Here is an 18,278-nt window from a genome sequence, read left to right as displayed (position 1 = left end):
AGGGTTATATATGCGTAGTGCTTCTCACTCAAAGTATCTTATAAATAAAGTATTCCCTCTCCTTAGCTAAAAATCCCACCCTTAAAACCGGCCCCTCTGTTTTGGCCCATCTCCGGCCCCGTATGAAAAAAATATTAAAAAATATTAAGCGCTTGTCAGAAAGCAAACCTCATGCTGCAAAATATCCGTATTTGCAAAAACTAACTGGCGTTAAAAGTCTGAAAGCGGCACAGATACCCTTAAAATACACAAGGGACATCTAAAGCCAGTGCAGAAGAAGCGGCCCAAAAGCCACTTACTTTATAAGCACAGCCAAAGACCAACCCAGCAACCGGCCTAAAAAGCCGAGTTTACATATCATTGGGAGGAAACCGTTAATGAGTATCGTCACGAAATCCATCGTGAATGCTGATGCCGAGGCCCGTTACCTGAGCCCTGGTGAATTGGATCGCATCAAAGGCTTCGTCACCACCGGCGAACGCCGCGTTCGGATTGCCCAAATCTTGAGCGAATCCCGCGAACGCATCGTCAAACAAGCTGGCGACCAACTCTTCCAAAAACGCCCCGACGTCGTGTCTCCTGGTGGAAACGCTTATGGCGAAGAAATGACCGCCACCTGCTTGCGTGACCTCGACTACTACCTGCGCCTTATCACCTACGGAATCGTTGCTGGTGATGTAACCCCCATCGAAGAAATCGGTATCGTTGGCGTGCGCGAAATGTACAGATCCTTGGGTACCCCCATTGATGGCGTTGCCGAAGGCATCCGCGCAATGAAAAACGCAGCTTCTTCTCTGCTGTCTGGCGAAGATGCAGCCGAAGCCTCTTCCTACTTCGACTATGTGATCGGTGCAATGCAGTAAGGAATTATTCCCTACTGTTAAACCGTAACAACGAATAACCACCGAAAATTAGGCAGTTTAAGGAAACATCAAAGATGCAAGACGCAATTACTTCCGTAATCAACTCTTCCGACGTTCAAGGCAAATACCTTGATAGTTCTTCTCTCGACAAACTGAAAGCATACTTCGCCACCGGCGAACTCCGCGTCCGCGCCGCAACCACCATCAGCGCCAACGCAGCCACCATCGTCAAAGAAGCAGTAGCCAAATCTCTGTTGTACTCTGACATCACCCGTCCCGGTGGCAATATGTACACCACCCGTCGCTATGCAGCTTGCATCCGCGACCTCGACTACTACCTCCGTTATGCCACCTACGCCATGTTGGCCGGCGACCCGTCCATCCTTGATGAGCGCGTCCTCAACGGTTTGAAAGAAACCTACAACTCCTTGGGCGTTCCCATCGGCGCTACCGTTCAAGCTATCCAAGCTATGAAAGAAGTTACCGCCGGTTTGGTGGGTGCTGATGCCGGTAAAGAAATGGGCGTTTACTTCGACTACATTTCTTCTGGCTTGAGCTAATAAAGTCCCTTGTCCATTGTCCTTTGTCCTTAGCTAAGAACAAATGAGCAATGACGAATGACTAAATAATTGGGGTTTGGGCCGTCCAGAGTGAGTGTTAGCCTGTTTAAGGCTTATTTATTCCAAAATAAATGAGTTTTTTCGGTCTAATATTGACTCTTGATGCCCAACCTTCAATAAAAATTATGGGCTACCTCGCGTGCATTAGCCTCCGCATCGATAGTAAAATGCAAAGCTTGTCAGCCAAAAAGCTCGTCGTTCGGTCAAATCATCCAAATTTGACTAATAGTAAAAACGACCAAACAAACGCTTACTCCCCGTAAAATTTTTTAAATAATTTACCGGCGAGACGTTGACATTAGATAATTAATTCACATCCAAATTTTTCATATCCCGCCAGGAGAAGAAAACCATGAGAATGTTCAAAGTTACTGCCTGCGTTCCCAGCCAGTCGCGTATCCGCACTCAGCGCGAATTACAAAACACCTATTTCACCAAATTGGTGCCTTACGACAACTGGTTCCGTGAGCAGCAACGGATTATGAAAATGGGTGGCAAAATCGTTAAAGTTCAGCTAGCTACCGGCAAACCCGGCACCAACACCGGCCTGCTGTAATAGCCACTTTAGTTTGAATCACGCTTTGAAAAGAGGTCGCTAGTAGCGGCCTCTTTTTTGTGATTTGTCATTTGTGATTTTACCAAGGACAATTGACAAAGAACAAATGACCAAGGATAAAAAACAATTGTGAATATAAGCCGGCTATTACCGATTTTTGACCCTTCCGTAAAAGATTGGGCGTGGGAAGCGCGGATATTGCGGTGGTTAACCTTCCTGTGGCTGTTTACCGGCCTCATAGTCATGTATTCTGCATCCTATCCTAGCGGCTTTGTAGAACATGGCGATGGCTTGTTTTTTGTGAAACGCCAGCTAGTTTGGATATTGATCGGTTTGCTAGGCTTTAATATAATCGTCAACTCCCCCCTGCGCTACATCATGGGGATAGCAAATTTTTTAGTTTTGCTATTGCTGGGCTTTATTTGGATGACGCAGTTACCCGGACTTGGACAAACCGCTTTCGGCGCAACTCGCTGGCTAAAATTGGGGCCGGTTTTGATTCAACCTTCGGAATTAATTAAACCATTTTTAATCTTACAAAGCGCTCGTATTTTTGGGCATTGGAACCGCTTTTCTTGGGGAGTCCGCATTACTTGGCTGGGGATTTTTGCCCTTGTTTTGCTTGGGATTTTAAAACAGCCAAATTTAAGTACAACAGCCCTTTGTGGCATGACATTGTGGTTAGTAGCGCTGGCGAGTGGTATTCCTTTCAATCAACTGGGGGGAACCGCTTTAGCCGGCTTAATGTTAGGGCTTTTAAGTGTAACTTTTCAAGAATATCAACGCCGCCGGGTTTTATCATTTTTGAATCCTTGGGCCGATGCAATGGGAGATGGTTATCAACTCACCCAAAGTTTAATGGCTGTGGGTTCGGGTGGAACCGTAGGAAATGGCTTCGGAATGTCGCAACAAAAGTTATTTTTTCTGCCAATTCAATACAGCGATTTTATTTTTTCTGTGTTTGCGGAAGAATTTGGGCTTTTCGGATGTTTAGGGTTATTTTTGTTGTTGGTTGCTTATGGAACAATGGCGCTGAGGGTAGCATTTAAGGCTCAAAATATTTTACATCAATTAGTAGCAATTGGGGCGATGGTTTTGATGATTGGGCAGTCGTTGTTAAATATTGGTGTGGCAACAGGTGCGTTACCTACAACCGGTTTACCTTTGCCTTTAGTCAGTTATGGTGGTAGTTCAATGATTGCCAGTTTGTTGACTGCCGGTTTGTTAATTAGAGTGGCAAGAGAAAGCAGTGGTGGCGAGGTTTCGTCGTTGGAAGAACGCCGTCAAAAACGCCGACGCCGGTCGGCGTAAGTTAAAGTCAAAAAGTGATGAATAGGCTTTAGAAGATATGAAATTAAAAGTGCGTCCGCATCCAGCAGAAGCGGTTTCTATTTTAACTCTAATAGATACTTTAGAATCGCTTAAGCAAGTTTCGGCGCATCGAAAAATGCCGGTGGAAACCTTACTTAAACTTTCCATCGGGCAAGGTTTAAGGCAAGATTTAGCAAAGACAACAGTAAAGCACCGTCATGTCAATTAACAGCAAGTTTTCACCCTGACCTTAATTCGATTAACTCAGTATATTTACTGATCTCCTCGGCTCAAGGAGAGTGATAAGATAATTTCGTTCCCAGTAAACTACACATATCTTTATGGCTTCACTTCATCCCCACATATCCTATACACACTCTTTGTCTGAGCTTTCAGTTAATAAAAAAGACCCCTGTGAGGTTATTCGAGAATTAATATCAAACTCCTATGATGCACGGGCAAATAGAATAGAAATTTATCCATTATTGAAAGAAAAAGGATTTATTTACTTTGACAACGGTATTGGTTTAAGCGAGACTCAAGAAATTAATGGGATAACTCCTTATGAGGCTTTTTTCTCTATAGGGATGTCTACAAAAATTCAAGGAGAAGCTATAGGCTATAAATGTCAAGGATCAAAGCTATGTTTTGCTTCTACAAAATTTACCTTGATTACCAGATGTAAGGGTGAGGAAAATTGGCGTTCAATATCTATAGATAATCCTAAAAAGAACTTAAAAGTTGAATTTGATATTTCCTCGCAAAAAAATGAGCAACCTTGGGAAAGTCTAGCGGCTTTATTTAAGATCAAAAATTCTCAAATTCAGCCGATTCTGGATAAACTTAATCAAGAATATTTTAGAGATAAATTTAACACAGGAGCTATGATCATTGTTGAAGGTCTGGAGGTGAACAACTTTCCGGATTATTATGATTCCAAGAAACATAAAGATGAGGAATTGTCATATTTAAGGAATTACATACGTTTTTACACCCGACATGGTGATATGAGAATTCTTCGCCCTAATGACACAGGATTTCCAAACGATAAACAAGAACTTTTTAAAAGCTGTACTGGTTACAATGATCAATGCAAGTTATATCTCTGGACAGAAAATAAATTAAAAAAAATTGAAGTTGGGTATCCTTATTTAGAAAAGCCAGATGACTCTGATAAGTTAACAATCAAAAGTCCGGCCAACGTAGCAAAACTTATTGATGGAAGGTTTTATGAGCGGCTTGCTACTAATTTTGAATTTGAAGGAATGACTTATTGCCTAGTTTTGGCAATTGACGGAAATCGCCGAGCAATGGACAAATATTCCCAATTAAGCAGAAAAGGTAAGAAACAAAGTTGTGGCATTAAATTGACGGATCAGAGAGGGACATTTATTTGCGTTGAAGGAGTTAAAATTTGTAGTTTTAATGAAATTTTTGAACAAAGCCAGTTAGATGATTATGCAGTTCTGGCAACTCCGGCGGGTCAATGTCACTATACTTTTATGATTAATGGCACCTTTGATGTGGTAACGAATAGAAATTCTTTAACGGACGCTTCCTTAAACGTTTTGAGAAATCCTTCTTTCGTGGATGAAATCAAATATTTTTTTGATAAAGCCATGAATAAAGAGGTATTTAAGGAATTGATAGAGCGACTCAACAAAGAGAACCAAGAGGTCAAACTAGACACTTATACCAAAAAACTGAATAACCTAAAAAAAGGAATTAAACACAGGCCAAGATTTATGGTGGATATTGAGTCATTTAAAGATAGATGGATTGTAGAGCCTAAAATGGGTGAAGAGCATTGGGTAGGAGCCTTATACACAATGTTTGCTCATCTTGTACCTAATGATTCGCCTTATGCGGATATTTGGCTACGTCCGCGAACTTTCTCTAGCATGGGAATTGATAGCATTGCTGTTGATAACGCAGAGAAATCTTTAGATGAAAATGTCCACAAAGCCCTGGAATATAAGTACGCATTTTATCCAAGTGATGAGTTTAATCATCCCTTGATATTGACTTCTCAGATCATCTGTTGGGAAATGCCAGCCGGAGAAAATAATGAACAGATTGAGGATTCATACGAATACTCTGGCTCCATAGTTTTCACTGAGCAGCTTGACGGTATAGGTTACGAAATTCAAAATATCGAGAATGACACCAACGGCGACGTTCATGGAGGAAAGATCAAAGTTATCAGTCTTAAAAAACTGCTACAAAAAACTTTTCCTAATTCTACATGGAAATCTGCGCCAGCAGTTAGTAAAAAAAAGGGCACTACTTAATCAAGATAACTTGAGATGTTAAGCAAATCATCTTCTAAGTGTTAGAAAAATCACAGCCCCAGAAAATTTAGCATCCAAAGCTCAATTTCTGGGGCCAAAAATTCCTTACAACTGCTGAGGATCAATTCCCATTTCTCGTAGTCGCGCCTCTAAAACTTCCCGCCGCCGGCGTTCCTCTTCTAATAACGCCTCAGCCTGCTCTGCACGTTGCTGTTGTTGCTCCTTTTGTCGTATTAATTCCACATAAGAAGCAAAACGCTCACCATCAGGCCGGCAAATCACCAATTCCCCCTCAACCACATCCAATTTTATCCCCAATCTCGGACTTATCCAACCCCTCATTTCTTCAATAACTTCTAACTTATTTTCAGCGCGTAACCATCCACATAAATCGCCCTTTTCCGGGTCAAACAAATAATACTCTTCAACGCCGTAATTGTTGTAAAATTCCTGCTTTTTCGCCATCTCCTTAATCGTATTACTTGGCGAGAGAATTTCAAACACCACGATGGGCGGAATATTATCTTCAAGCCATTGTTTATAAGAACCTCGATATCCCTTGGGCCGGCCAAAAACCACCATCACATCCGGCGCTGTACAAACAGCATTATTTCCCTCCACCGGATACCACAACAAATCCCCCGCTACAAACACATTTTCATCATCTTTATATAGCCCATCTATTCCCCCCTGAATTGTCACAATTAAATGGTATTGTTTCGTATTATCTGCCATTGGTTTCCCGTCGCTATCTGGGTAAATAATTTTAGATTGTGCCGGTGATTGCAGTTCGAGCATTTTGCTATTCCTCCCCTAGGCTTTTACCATTATTATAAAGGTAGGTTGGGTTAAATAACCCAACCTACTATAATGACTAAAAACAACCCAAACTTATGCAAACAGCAGATACAAACTTAGAAACAACCTTACCCCTGCGCCTTTGGACAGTGGAAGAATATCACCGGCTCGCAGAATTCGGAATATTAACCACTGATGAAAAAGTAGAATTAATTGCCGGTCAAATCATTAGAAAAATCAGACCTCAAACACCTATACACGCAACCGGCCTAACCTTAACCCGCCTATTAATTCAAAAATTATTAGCTAAACAAGCCTTAGTCATAACCCAACTGCCGATCACATTAAATGATTTTTCAGAACCAGAACCAGACATTGCAGTAGTCATACCCGATGAATTGCGATATCTTGCCAATCACCCCACCCCCGCAGACATCCATCTGCTAATAGAAATAGCCGACACAACCTTAAAAACAGACACCGGCATCAAAGCCAAAGAATACGCAAAATCAGGCATCAAAGAATATTGGGTACTCGACCTCAAAAACCGGCAACTTCTTGTTTTCAGACAACCCACAGAAACAGATTATCAAAACAAACAAACACTCCCAGAAAACAGCAGCATTTCAGCCCTACAATTTCCCCAAATTAACCTTCAAATTCAACAAATGCTACCACCGGCCATCTAAAAAAAACGAAATTTCGGCCCTTAACTAAGTTACAATCCGAAATAATTAGGCAAAGCACCGGCCAGCATGATAGAAACACTTAAAACCCAGCTATACCACCTCCAACAACTCGCCGATAACCTAGTCACCGGCCAACTCACCCACCTAACCCCCCTCAGCATCGCCATCATCTTTCTAGCCGGCCTCCTCACCAGCCTAACCCCCTGTATGCTCTCCATGCTGCCCATCACCATCGGCTACATCGGAGGCTACGAAGCCAAAACACGCCTCCAAGCCGCCGCCCAGTCCACCTGGTTTTCCCTAGGACTAGCCACCACCCTAGCCGGCCTCGGCATCCTCGCAGCAGTAGCCGGTCAAGTCTACGGACAAGTAGGAATTGGCCTACCTATCATCGTCAGCATCATCGCAATACTAATGGGCCTAAACCTCCTCGAAGCCCTCCCCCTCCAACTCCCCGCCTGGGGTTCCACAGACTGGATCTCCAAAGACCTCCCCGAAAGCCTCAGATCCTACCTCACCGGCCTTACCTTTGGCATTGTCGCCTCCCCTTGCAGCACACCGGTTCTCGCTACCCTCCTAGCCTGGATATCCACCACAAAAGACCCCATCCTCGGCAGCCTCCTACTACTCTCCTACACCGCCGGCTACGTCGCCCCCCTCATCCTCGCCGGCACCTTCACCGCCAGCCTCAAAAAACTCCTAGAACTGCGCCAGTGGTCATCATGGATCACCCCCCTAAGCGGCGCCTTATTAGTAGGATTCGGCGTATTTTCCCTACTATTTAGACTTGTTCCCGCCGCCTAACAAGCAGAAAATTTCTAATAAAAAATCTCCGCATCTTTTGCCCCTAACACCACAAAATGTTAAGATGACAGTAAAACCAAAAGCCTGCAACCATGACCAAAATAAACCCATCCCAAACACAGGCAGAAGAAAAAATCATCCCATCTCCACCCAAAACCGCAGAAGCCAAAGCCTTACAGCGACTTGAAGACCTCGAAGCCGGGGAAAAAATAGATTGGATTACCACCATACAAGAAGGTGATTTAATAGACGATCAAACCCTAGATAAATGGCTGACAAAACGTGGCTACTCAGGCGAGGTATGAAATTCAAATACACCCGCTGGTCTACAGAGAAGACCTTGGCGAACTACCAGAAGAATTAGCAACAGAATCGTTTATCGAATTTATGAAAAACCCGCTCCCAAAAGGGTAGTTATTATCAGCTTTGGCGAACACGATCCAGCTTATGATTGAGCAAAAGAAAGAGCCGGCAGAAACTAAAAGTGCCACCTTTTTACAGCTTTTTCATTGACAATATTTTTTTGATAAATCCCTGCCGACAACCAACAAATGACCCCCAACAACACCTCATACCCCAACCTAACAAACTGGTTGCTAACCCCCCAAAAATTCATCCGTAAAGAAATCCTCCCCCTAATCGCCGACCTAAGATTAGCAATCATCCTACTATTAGCCATCGCTGTCTTTAGCATATCCGGCACCGTCATCGAACAAGGACAAAACCTCGAATACTACAAAAGCAACTACCCAGAAAACCCAGCCCTATTCGGCTTTTTAACCTGGAAACTCCTACTCGCCCTCGGACTCGATCACGTCTATCGAACCTGGTGGTTTCTATCAATATTAATCCTGTTTGCAACCAGCCTCACCACCTGCACATTCATCCGCCAATTCCCAGCCCTAAAAGCAGCACAACGCTGGAAATACTACGACAAACCCAGCCAATTTCAAAAACTCGCCCTTAGCACTCAAATACCCACCGAAAACCTCAATACTCTTGAAACATTACTCCAAAAACGCCGCTATAAAGTCTTCCGTGAAGGCGAAAAAATCTACGCCCGCAAAGGCATAATCGGACGCATCGGCCCGATCATCGTTCATGCTAGTATGCTGCTCATACTTGCCGGTGCAATTTGGGGCACCATGACCGGCTTTATGGCACAAGAACTCGTTCCCAGCGGTAACACCTTTCAAATTGAAAATATCATCGATAGCGGCCCTTGGGCAGCCGGTCAAGTCCCCAAAGATTGGGCAGTCCACGTTAACCGCTTTTGGATCGACTATACCCCCGACGGCACCATCGATCAATTTTATTCTGACCTTTCCGTTGTTGATAAACAAGGCGCAGAACTCGACCGGCAAACCATCTACGTCAACAAACCCCTCCGGTACAAAGGTGTCACCATGTACCAAACCGACTGGGGAATATCTGCAATTAAAGTGCAAATCAATAACAGCCCTATTTTCCAGCTACCAATGGCCTCCCTCGACACCGCAGGAAAAGGCCGTCTTTGGGGAACGTGGATACCCACCAAACCAGACTTAAGTGCCGGTGTTTCTCTTCTTGCAAAAGACCTGCAAGGAACTCTCCTCATTTACGATACCACCGGCAACCTCGCCACCACAGCCCGTCCGGGGATGTCTGTTCAAGTTAATGGAGTTACCCTCAAAATTCTCGATGTTATTGGCAGCACCGGCCTCCAAATTAAGGCAGATCCAGGCATTCCTATGGTCTATCTTGGCTTTGGGTTACTGATGTTAAGTGTGATGATGAGTTACTTCTCTCATTCTCAAATTTGGGCGCTGCAAAAAGATGGAGAGTTATATATCGGTGGCCGTACAAATCGCGCTCAAGTTGCTTTTGAAAGAGAGGTAATTGAAGTTTTGGATACCATGAGCGCAAAAGGATAGTTTTTAAGCCTCGCAGTGGAGATGGACGCAGATTTAGCTAGGATTTCTGCGTCCTCTGTTTAAGCAAAATCTCTTTCTTTAATTTGCGTTTTTTGTATGCTGTACTTCTATGACTGTATGCACGTTTCCTCTAGGGGCAAAGTCTCCTTTGACGTTCATTTCTAAGGGATCGACAGCCGCAACCAAATCATCTAATATTTGATTAACCGATTCTTCATGGGAAATATAGCGCTCTCGGTAACTGTTGATATATAGCTTTATGGCTTTTAGTTCTACTACTTTTTGATCGGGTACATAATTAATATGAATTGTGGCAAAGTCAGGGTATCCAGAAAAGGGACATTTACAGGTAAATTCTGGTAAGGATATGCTGATGTTGTAGCGCCGGCCCGGTCGTGGATTTGGAAAAGTAATTAATTCTCCCTCGGCAATATTGCGTTCACCGTATTTCATTTCTGCGGTTTCTTTTGTTGTTTGGTCTGACATATCGATTTTAGAGTTAAAATTTTAGGCCGGTGGTTCTTATTTAGAACCCGGATGATAAGTATAGTCATAATTTTAGGGTTTTTCAATCACCGAGGATTGATTGGGCTTTGATTTTTTGCGCTTGTTAGAAGTTTTTGGTCGGTTGCTTGACGAATCGTTGTCTGAGTTGCTGTAATCAATGTGGCTGGCTCGAATCAAAGGATGTCTTTCTTTTTACTCCGCACTGCGTCTGCTAAACTTCAATCAATGTCTTTAACCTCAAGCGCGATCTATGCGAAATGTTACCACCACCGGCAATTCTACTCCAGCGGAATCTTCGGGTTATTCTCCTGCTGTTCCCATAACCGTTTATCGTGAACTCTCCGCAGAGTTAGATTCTACGAAAGCTCAACTACAAGCTACCAGCGTCCATAATCAGCAGTTATCACGAGAAAATCAATTGTTGCGTCAAGAAATTGAAAAGTTGATGCAATCAGCGTTTCGCGCCCAGCAGGCTGTAAATTCTCTTCAGTCTCAGCCTAGTCCTTCGTTTGCAAGCGAGACACTTCACCAAAATAATGCAGCTTTTGCTGACTATAGTAATGAGCCGGTGGCAAAAAACCCTTTTGCGGTTTTGGAGTCGGAAGCGGCTGTCTCTCCTGCCAAAAACCGATTATTTACTGAAGAACAAGAAACTCGTCCGCGCCGGTCTCAAAAACCATCAGCCCGCGATATGGGGGGGATGTGGTTTGCTGTGGCGATTTTATTGATTGTTGTCGCTGCTTTTGGGGCCGGCTATTGGGTCGTTCGTCCGATGTTGCTTAAACGCTAATTTTATTTTTATAGATGTATTGTCCGGCAGGCTTCTTACTTGCCTTTGGCTCAAAAACATCAAAAAGGTTGAGTTTAGCCTTTTGCTTTACCCAACCTTTCATTAGACTTATTCCACGCGGTTAAAAAACCGCTACCTTGAACCTGGCCGTTTATCCCTAGACGGCAGCAGCTTCCTTGGGACGAGCCTTATAAAACTCCGTAGGAACAGGCTCGTCAGCACCCATCTCTGGATAGAAGCCTCGCGGAATCTCTCGCATTGTTACCTGTTCAGCCTGAAGCGCAGTTTTTAGCACTTGCATCGCTAATTTTGGCTCACCGGCTCCACAGAAAAATAAATCGGCGGCGAAATATCCATACTCAGGCCAAGTATGAATAGCGATATGGGACTCAGCTAAAGTGGCTGTGGCCGTCACTCCGTGAGGACTGAACTGATGCACACACAGGTCAATGAGAGTCGCGCCTCCAGCTGAAATCGCATCTATCAAGGCGCGGCGGATGCGTTCAGGATCGTTGAGAAGGTCGCCCGGAGACTGCCAAGCTTCAACAACCAGATGGGTTCCCATTTGTTTCATTCTGCCCGTTTTACTCCACCCTAAAATATCGCAAACCTTTAGAATATATCACAAATTTTGACTCCTCTCAAGCCTTTATTAGACTTTCGATGCCTAATTTTGTGAATTTTTTGTAAAGTTTTTAGAAGAATTATGATGGATGTCTCATTCCATTGGGTAAAACAGCACCATCAAGCAAGGTTCCATTCAAACAAGCGTCCGCTAGTTTTGCTCCTATCATATTAGCGCCGGTTAAATTTGCCCCGCTTAAATCAGCGCCACACAAATAAGCCAGCAGCAAACCGGCACCAGACAAATTGCAAAAACGTAAGTTTGCATCGCCTAAATCAGCCTCAAGCAAATTCGCACCGGCCAAACTAGCCCCACTTAAATTGCAAGAACGCAAATCAGCCCGCGTCATTTCAGCGCCATTCAAATCAGCCCCAGAGAGCAGCAAACCACTCAAATCAGAACCACTTAAATTGCAAGAACGCAGATCGGCACCTCGCAACATAGCATTTTTAAGTTTGGCTCCCGTCAAATTAGCGCCCCGCAAGTTAGCGCCGGTCAAATTACAGCCACTAAGATCAGCTTCGCGCAAATCAGCCTCACTCAAATCAATTTCTACCAAACAAGCCTGCTGTAAATTACACCGGCCTAAAGAAGCCCGAATCATCATCGCCCCACTAAAATCAGACCCAGACAAATCAGCCTCACTCAAAATCGCCCGATTCAGCTTAGCGCCCTTTGCCTTCACTTCCGACAAAACCGCACGACTCAAAGAAGCACCCATCAGCAAAGCCTCCTCTAAAACAGCCATGCGTAAATCAGCCCCCACCAAAGACGCAGACACCATCGTACTTTTTGCTAAATTTGCCCCCGTCAGAGTTGCCCCACCGAGACTACACCCACTGAGATCAGCCCGCATCAAATTTGCAGCAATTAAACTTGCTTTACTCAGCGTCGAATCAATCAACGTCGCCCCCGAAAAATCCGCCCTATATAAATCTGCTTCACTCAGGTTAGCAGCCACCAAAGATGCCCCCGAAAAATTAGCTTTCTTTAAAACAGCGCCCCGCAGATTGGTTCGGTTTAAATTCATCCCACCAAAGTTAGCTTTCACTAGCTGGGCACCGCGAAAATCCCGCTCCCCTTGGGCGTGACGGTTCAACAGTTCATTAGCGCTCACAAGCTCGTTAGTATTCATAAAGATTTGCCTGATTTAGCTTAAAGTTGCAATTGTTGCGGCTCAAACCAAATAAAACTCTATAAAAGTTTGAGCCATAAAATAGTGCCTTAACCACAACTAAGCTTCACGGCTATACCATTTTGGGAGCGAAAATTTTAAACTCTTAAATTTGAAAAGCCTTGCAGAACAGCAGTTTTAAGACGCCATTCCGGGCACAAACATATCCCTCGAATGGTATGGCCTTGAGGCTTAGCAGATAAGTAAACGCTTAGGCCGGCCCAAAGCTTGATCCAGCCGTCATCGTCCACGACTTTTCTGGGAGACTCGCCACCAGATCGAGGAATTGCTATGTATATTCTGCTCTTTTAACTGCCATTAGACGCTCACGCCCTGGCAGCCAATTTTCACGGTGCCGGTTCGTATTCATGCAAATTTTATCGTTGGTTCATTTAAAACTTTACAAAAAAAGGCCATTAGCTGCGGTTCTGTCACCCCGCTCGCTATATCTATTTTGTTGGCCGGTTGCAGCCTCCCTAAATTAAAGATAATCTCGACTGCCTATTTGCCGCAACCGGCAGCCTTAATGCTTAAGTCCCTCCGACCGACACCCCTAAAACCCCCTCGCCGGAAAGTATCAACCATAGCTGACATTTGTTTTAATCAATAAACAAGCAAATTAACTATTTACAATCCCCAGCTTTTACAATAGAAACATCCTTGAGCAATTCCCCAGCACACAAAACCCTAGCCCAACTTTTCGTTCCACAGCTTTAGGGACAGAGCCGGCCAAAAATAAAAAACAATAGTTATTTTTATTACTGGTTGGTTTCGCACGGGATAATCTCAAACACCCTTTTAGTGAAAAAACAACCGCACCCCTTAATTTCCTAAACAAAAACATCCTGCCTTACCTAAAAAAAGGCAACAAAAGATAAAAGCTATCCCTCCTCAGAGTGTCGGCTTTTCCAGAGACTCAAAACCCACCCTTGTTACCCCTCTAGCCGGGGGCTGACAGCAAAAAATGACAGAACTATCTTTGAACAACTCTGACATCACAACCTTATTTAACCTGTCAGCAGAGATATTCTGCATAATCAACCCACAGGGAAACTTTGAAAAACTCAACCCAGTCTGGCAAAACCTTTTGGGATGGACACCCGAAGAACTTGAAAGCCAAGCTTGGATCTCCTTTATTTACCCAGACGACGTAGCCGGCACCCTCAACAACCTCCAACACAGCAAACCTGATACGCCCTGCGAGTTTGAAAACCGCTTTCAGCATAAAGATGGCCTGTATTTGTGGCTGCGTTGGAGAGCCATTCGCGATCAAACCGGCACAATTTTTGCCACCGCCACCGACATCACCCCCATCAAACGCCTGAACCGGCAATTTTCCAGCCAACGAACCATCAACACCCTCTTTAGCTCCTCCAGCTTTGGCGTCGCCGTTGTAGACAAACAATTACGCTTCTTACAAATCAACCAAACCCTAGCAGACATTCACGGCATCAAACCGGCTCAACACCTGGGCAAAACCTACCGCCAAACCTTACCCCACCTCGCCCCAACCATTGAACCCCTCCTCCACAAAGTGCTTCGCGCGCGGACAAAAAACGCTGTAACCCAAATTGTCACCACTACCGACAAGCCAGAAAACAAACGCTACTGGCAACTATCCGTTTTTCCCATCGACGAACCCCCCCAACCCATTAACAGCCTCGGTATTCTTGTTAGCGAAATTACCGATATCAAACTTCGTGAAAAACTGATCGACCGCCGGCTGGCATTATTTGAAGCAGTATCCCAAATTTCAACACTTGTGGGGAGCGGTAATTTTTCGCCTAATCATATCTTGCAAATTTTAGGAGAAAATATCGGTGCTAGTCGTGGCTATATCTTTGAATGCAGCGCCGGCGGCACAAAAATAAACAACAAATACGAATGGTGCTCGCCTCTCACTCCACCCCTAATTTCTGAAGAGCAAAATCTGGCAACTATCGATTTTTCTTGGTGGGTAAATCAACTTGCCGCCGGTGAATCGATCAATATTGCAGACATTTCTACCCTACCAGAAGTAGCCGGTACTGCTGCACAAATTCTCCGGTCACAAAATATTCGATCCCGTCTTTGGGTTCCCATCAAAAGCGCCATCGGCACCCTCACCGGCTTGATCGGTTTTGATGTCATTCATACCCCAGAAAATTTATTAAACGATACTTCTAATACATGGCTAGAAAGCCAAGAAATCCTCGCTATCCAAACCGTCAGCGAAATTTTGTCTCGCGCCAACCACTGCCAAGAAATCACAACCCAACTAAGCCGAATTTCCCGCATCCTTAAAGCCAAAACTGCCTGCAAAGAAGTTGCTCAAAATGCAACCAATTCCACAGAACTACTGCAACAAACTTGCCGTATTTTGGTAGAAGTGGGCGAATATAGCAATGCTCGTTTATCAGAACCGGCTACTGATCCAGGCAACAACAAAGTAAAATTCTTCTCTGCCTATAATGTTTTGCCGTCATTGCCTCTCGCCGTTGGCGACACGCCGCTATCAACTGCTTCGCTTTTGGCTTCCGACTATGCGCCTATCAGCCAAATAACCACCTCAAACATCAATCAATCCTCGGTTTCTCTTCCTTTGGTGGCCGGTGAATTTAATTTTGGAAATCTCAACATTCATGCCAACGATCCTAACGCCTTTCAAGAAGAAGAAATCAACGCTTTAAACCAACTGGCCTCCGAAATTGCTCAAGCAGCCGCTCGGACTACTTTACAGCCCACTTTTCCAGCGCCAAATTATGCAAAATTTTTCGATTCGGGGCCGGTTTTATCCCAACCTCATGCTATTTTTAGTACCAGTTTAGATGGCACTTATTTAGACTTTATTTCCGCCGAAAACTTTGAACCTTTGATTCCTGCTAATGAGTTGATAGGCAAAAAAGTTTCGGAAGTTTTCCCGGCACCCCTTGGCGAAAAAATTATCGAAATTATCCAGCAAGTTTCCCGCACCGGCATTGACCAAACTTTTGAGTATCAACTATTAATCAATAACCAGTTACGCTCGTTTGTGGTTCGCAGTTTCCGCTCTTACCGCAATGAGGTTTTATCCTTTGTCCAAGAACTCCGCCTTCGTGCTGACAATAACCCTCAATTACAATCCTCTACACGCTTAATTTTATCCAATCAGGCAGAAGGCCAAAATCTGGCTATTTCTCACTTGATTGAAATTGTTATTATTACCGACACTTTGGGGGATTTGATTTATATTTTCCCTGAAAATAAAGCTTTTGTGGGCTATTCTATAACCGAGCTTTATGAATTTAAAAATATTCAGCGGCTCTGGGGCGAAATTTTGGGGGATGCTGCTTTGTTGACGGCGGGAGAAATCAAAAATAGGGAAGTTTCCGTCAAAGATAAAGGGGGGGAAACTCGCCAAATCATAGTAAATATCAATCGGAAAAATAGAGGAGATTGCCTTTGGATTTACACTTGTAGAGATGTAAGTAAAGTAGATTTAGTTAATAAAAGTTTGTTATCTTCTTTGGCAGCAAAACCTATTAAAAAAAGTCAGCCTTTATTAGAAGAAAGTACCCAAAGCTTTGAGAAAATTTTTGATGAGGGTAGCCAAGGAATTGCTTTTCTTAGAAAAGATGGTATGTTTTTGAAAGTCAATTCAAAGTTTAGTCAATTGCTGGGATATACAGAAGCCGAGTTAACAAAACTGACTAATGCTCAAATAACTCATCCAGAAGATTTGGAAACCGAGTTAACGTTATCACGATTAGTTTTTGCCGGTGAGTTGCCGTCTTACACAATGCAAAAACGCTATCGGAAAAAAAATCAAGAACTGGTGTGGGCACTTGTCAAATTCTGTATAATTCGAGATGCTGAGGAAAAACCCCTTTATGCTTTAGGCATGATTGAAGATATTACGCAACGCAAAATTTTAGAAACAGAATTATGCCAACTTAAGCAGGAGTTTGAGAGACGCTTAAAAGAACGTTTGGAACATTTAGAAAAGGCAAATAAAGAACAGGAAAGTTTTTGTTATACGGTGGCTGAAAACTTGCAAGCGCCGTTGCGAAGTATTAATGGCTTGGGTGCGGCGCTATTGGAAGATTATTTACTATCGCTTGACTTGACCGGCCAACATTACCTCCAGCGCATCCGCAATGCAACAGAGAAAATGGGAAAACTGATAGAGGATTTATTGTGGTTGTCGAGGATAAAATGCCATAGTGTGGAACGAGTTCCGGTCAATCTTAGCTATTTGGCAACGGAGATCGCTGTACATTTAAAAGAAACTTTTCCGACTCGTGATTGTAATTTCGATATTGCCGAAAACCTTGTCACTTATGGAGATTTTCAACTGTTACACCTGCTGCTGGAAAATTTATTGAATAATGCTATTAAATTTAGTGCCGGTTTAGCAGTAGCTAACATTGAATTTGGAGAAAAACTGCTGGATGGAGAACGAGTTTATTTTGTGTGCGATAATGGTGCAGGGTTTGATATGGCTTATGCCGAAAAACTGTTTACTTTTTTTGGCCGGCTGCACCCCGAAACTGAATTTGAAGGCACCGGCATGGGTTTAGCAATTGCTAGGCACATTGTTGAGAGTCATTCAGGACGAATCTGGGTTGACGCTGCTCCAAATAAAGGTGCAACATTTTATTTTACTCTGAGTAGATAAAACCCTTCAAAAATCAGGAGTGAGCGCCTTTTGAAAACAATTAATTTCACACTAATTTGCCTAAAGTGAGCAACATAAAACCCTGATTAATACCGTTCAATTTCAGCAATTCTCAAACTAGGGAAGCAAAAAAATTAGGATAAAACTTTACACAATAAAAAAATGAGAGGGTAGTGAACAACCAATTCTCACCAAACTTATCAAAAATGTTGAAGGAAAGATGGAGAAGAAAATTATTTTGTTAGTAGAAGATAATTTAGATGAAGAAGAATTAATAAAGAGAGCCTTGAAAAAAGGAAATATTCCCCATGAAATTATTGTAATGAATGACCCAGTGGAAGCGCTGGATTATTTGTTTGGAACCGGCATTTATAGCGGACGTGATTTGAGAATTATGCCTAAAGTCATCTGGCTGGATTTAAACCTTCCGAAAATGGACGGCTTAGAAGTATTGCGTCGTCTGCGTGAAAACCAACGTACAAAATTAGTGCCGGTGGTGATGCTGACGGCATCAAATCAGCAGGAAGAGATTGTAAAAAATTATGGTGTGGGTGCAAACAGCTATGTTCGCAAACCAGTTGAATTTAGCGAATTTGCCTTATTGGTGCAACAGTTGGCTGTGTATTGGTTACAAGTCAATCAAACTCCACCAGTGTTGATATTATGATGCAGCTTCAACATATCAAGGGCTGTCGGTACTG

The 18,278-nt window shown here is 43.5% G+C and carries 17 protein-coding genes; 13 read left to right on the top strand and 4 right to left on the bottom strand.

Annotated elements, in window-relative coordinates; all coding sequences use genetic code 11:
* The first annotated feature begins 377 nt into the window (after positions 1 to 377).
* The 6 genes from apcA (at position 378) to NG798_RS06595 (ending at position 5,641) form a co-directional block, all read left to right on the top strand.
* Positions 378 to 863 carry an allophycocyanin subunit alpha gene (apcA, locus tag NG798_RS06620; protein ID WP_261221263.1) on the top strand — a complete coding sequence of 162 codons (486 nt, stop codon included), beginning with the start codon at positions 378 to 380 and terminating at the stop codon, positions 861 to 863.
* A gap of 74 nt (positions 864 to 937) precedes the next feature.
* On the top strand, positions 938 to 1,423 hold the full coding sequence (apcB, locus tag NG798_RS06615; protein WP_261221261.1) for an allophycocyanin subunit beta: 486 nt from the start codon (positions 938 to 940) through the stop codon (positions 1,421 to 1,423).
* A 412-nt stretch (positions 1,424 to 1,835) separates the two neighbouring features.
* Complete coding sequence (locus NG798_RS06610) at positions 1,836 to 2,039, top strand: phycobilisome linker polypeptide (RefSeq protein WP_261221260.1); 204 nt, start codon at positions 1,836 to 1,838, stop codon at positions 2,037 to 2,039.
* A gap of 129 nt (positions 2,040 to 2,168) precedes the next feature.
* A complete protein-coding gene (locus tag NG798_RS06605; protein WP_261221258.1) occupies positions 2,169 to 3,350 on the top strand; it encodes an FtsW/RodA/SpoVE family cell cycle protein in 1,182 nt (393 codons plus the stop codon).
* A 37-nt stretch (positions 3,351 to 3,387) separates the two neighbouring features.
* The gene (locus tag NG798_RS06600) at positions 3,388 to 3,579 is read left to right on the top strand and encodes a hypothetical protein (RefSeq protein WP_261221256.1); all 192 of its coding nucleotides are present in this window, start codon (positions 3,388 to 3,390) and stop codon (positions 3,577 to 3,579) included.
* Between the two features lie 112 nt (positions 3,580 to 3,691).
* Positions 3,692 to 5,641, top strand: coding sequence for an ATP-binding protein (locus tag NG798_RS06595; RefSeq protein WP_261221254.1), 1,950 nt, complete (start codon positions 3,692 to 3,694; stop codon positions 5,639 to 5,641).
* Positions 5,642 to 5,746: 105 nt separating this feature from the next.
* Here the strand turns inward: NG798_RS06595 and NG798_RS06590 are convergent, their stop codons facing one another.
* A complete protein-coding gene (locus tag NG798_RS06590; protein WP_261221253.1) occupies positions 5,747 to 6,439 on the bottom strand; it encodes a Uma2 family endonuclease in 693 nt (230 codons plus the stop codon).
* Between the two features lie 95 nt (positions 6,440 to 6,534).
* On the opposite strand from NG798_RS06590, the gene NG798_RS06585 reads away from it, so the two are divergent.
* From NG798_RS06585 to NG798_RS06570, 4 genes are all read left to right on the top strand, one after another.
* Positions 6,535 to 7,128: a Uma2 family endonuclease gene (locus tag NG798_RS06585; RefSeq protein WP_261221251.1), complete on the top strand. Its 594-nt coding sequence runs from the start codon at positions 6,535 to 6,537 to the stop codon at positions 7,126 to 7,128.
* Positions 7,129 to 7,194: 66 nt separating this feature from the next.
* Complete coding sequence (locus tag NG798_RS06580; protein WP_261221249.1) at positions 7,195 to 7,932, top strand: cytochrome c biogenesis protein CcdA; 738 nt, start codon at positions 7,195 to 7,197, stop codon at positions 7,930 to 7,932.
* Positions 7,933 to 8,024: 92 nt separating this feature from the next.
* Positions 8,025 to 8,237: a hypothetical protein gene (locus NG798_RS06575; protein ID WP_261221247.1), complete on the top strand. Its 213-nt coding sequence runs from the start codon at positions 8,025 to 8,027 to the stop codon at positions 8,235 to 8,237.
* 246 nt (positions 8,238 to 8,483) lie between these two features.
* The gene (locus NG798_RS06570) at positions 8,484 to 9,845 is read left to right on the top strand and encodes a cytochrome c biogenesis protein (protein WP_261221245.1); all 1,362 of its coding nucleotides are present in this window, start codon (positions 8,484 to 8,486) and stop codon (positions 9,843 to 9,845) included.
* Positions 9,846 to 9,923: 78 nt separating this feature from the next.
* Here the strand turns inward: NG798_RS06570 and queF are convergent, their stop codons facing one another.
* The gene (gene queF, locus NG798_RS06565; RefSeq protein WP_261221243.1) at positions 9,924 to 10,331 is read right to left on the bottom strand and encodes a preQ(1) synthase; all 408 of its coding nucleotides are present in this window, start codon (positions 10,329 to 10,331) and stop codon (positions 9,924 to 9,926) included.
* A gap of 271 nt (positions 10,332 to 10,602) precedes the next feature.
* On the opposite strand from queF, the gene NG798_RS06560 reads away from it, so the two are divergent.
* Positions 10,603 to 11,142, top strand: coding sequence for a hypothetical protein (locus NG798_RS06560; RefSeq protein WP_261221242.1), 540 nt, complete (start codon positions 10,603 to 10,605; stop codon positions 11,140 to 11,142).
* Between the two features lie 157 nt (positions 11,143 to 11,299).
* Here the strand turns inward: NG798_RS06560 and speD are convergent, their stop codons facing one another.
* Together speD and NG798_RS06550 are read right to left on the bottom strand one after the other, a co-directional pair.
* Entirely contained in the window at positions 11,300 to 11,716 is a 417-nt protein-coding gene (speD, locus tag NG798_RS06555; RefSeq protein ID WP_261221240.1) for an adenosylmethionine decarboxylase, read from the bottom strand.
* 130 nt (positions 11,717 to 11,846) lie between these two features.
* On the bottom strand, positions 11,847 to 12,902 hold the full coding sequence (locus NG798_RS06550) for a pentapeptide repeat-containing protein (RefSeq protein ID WP_261221239.1): 1,056 nt from the start codon (positions 12,900 to 12,902) through the stop codon (positions 11,847 to 11,849).
* A 1,003-nt stretch (positions 12,903 to 13,905) separates the two neighbouring features.
* On the opposite strand from NG798_RS06550, the gene NG798_RS06545 reads away from it, so the two are divergent.
* Positions 13,906 to 17,577, top strand: a complete 3,672-nt coding sequence (locus NG798_RS06545; protein ID WP_261221238.1) for a PAS domain S-box protein — start codon at positions 13,906 to 13,908, stop codon at positions 17,575 to 17,577.
* A 220-nt stretch (positions 17,578 to 17,797) separates the two neighbouring features.
* Entirely contained in the window at positions 17,798 to 18,244 is a 447-nt protein-coding gene (locus tag NG798_RS06540; protein WP_261221236.1) for a response regulator, read from the top strand.
* Positions 18,245 to 18,278 lie beyond the last annotated feature (34 nt).

The sequence above is a fragment of the Ancylothrix sp. D3o genome (assembly GCF_025370775.1).
Taxonomy (GTDB): domain Bacteria; phylum Cyanobacteriota; class Cyanobacteriia; order Cyanobacteriales; family Oscillatoriaceae; genus Ancylothrix.
The sequence above is the reverse complement of the archived record's forward strand: the minus strand, read 5'-3'. Positions and strand labels throughout refer to the sequence as shown.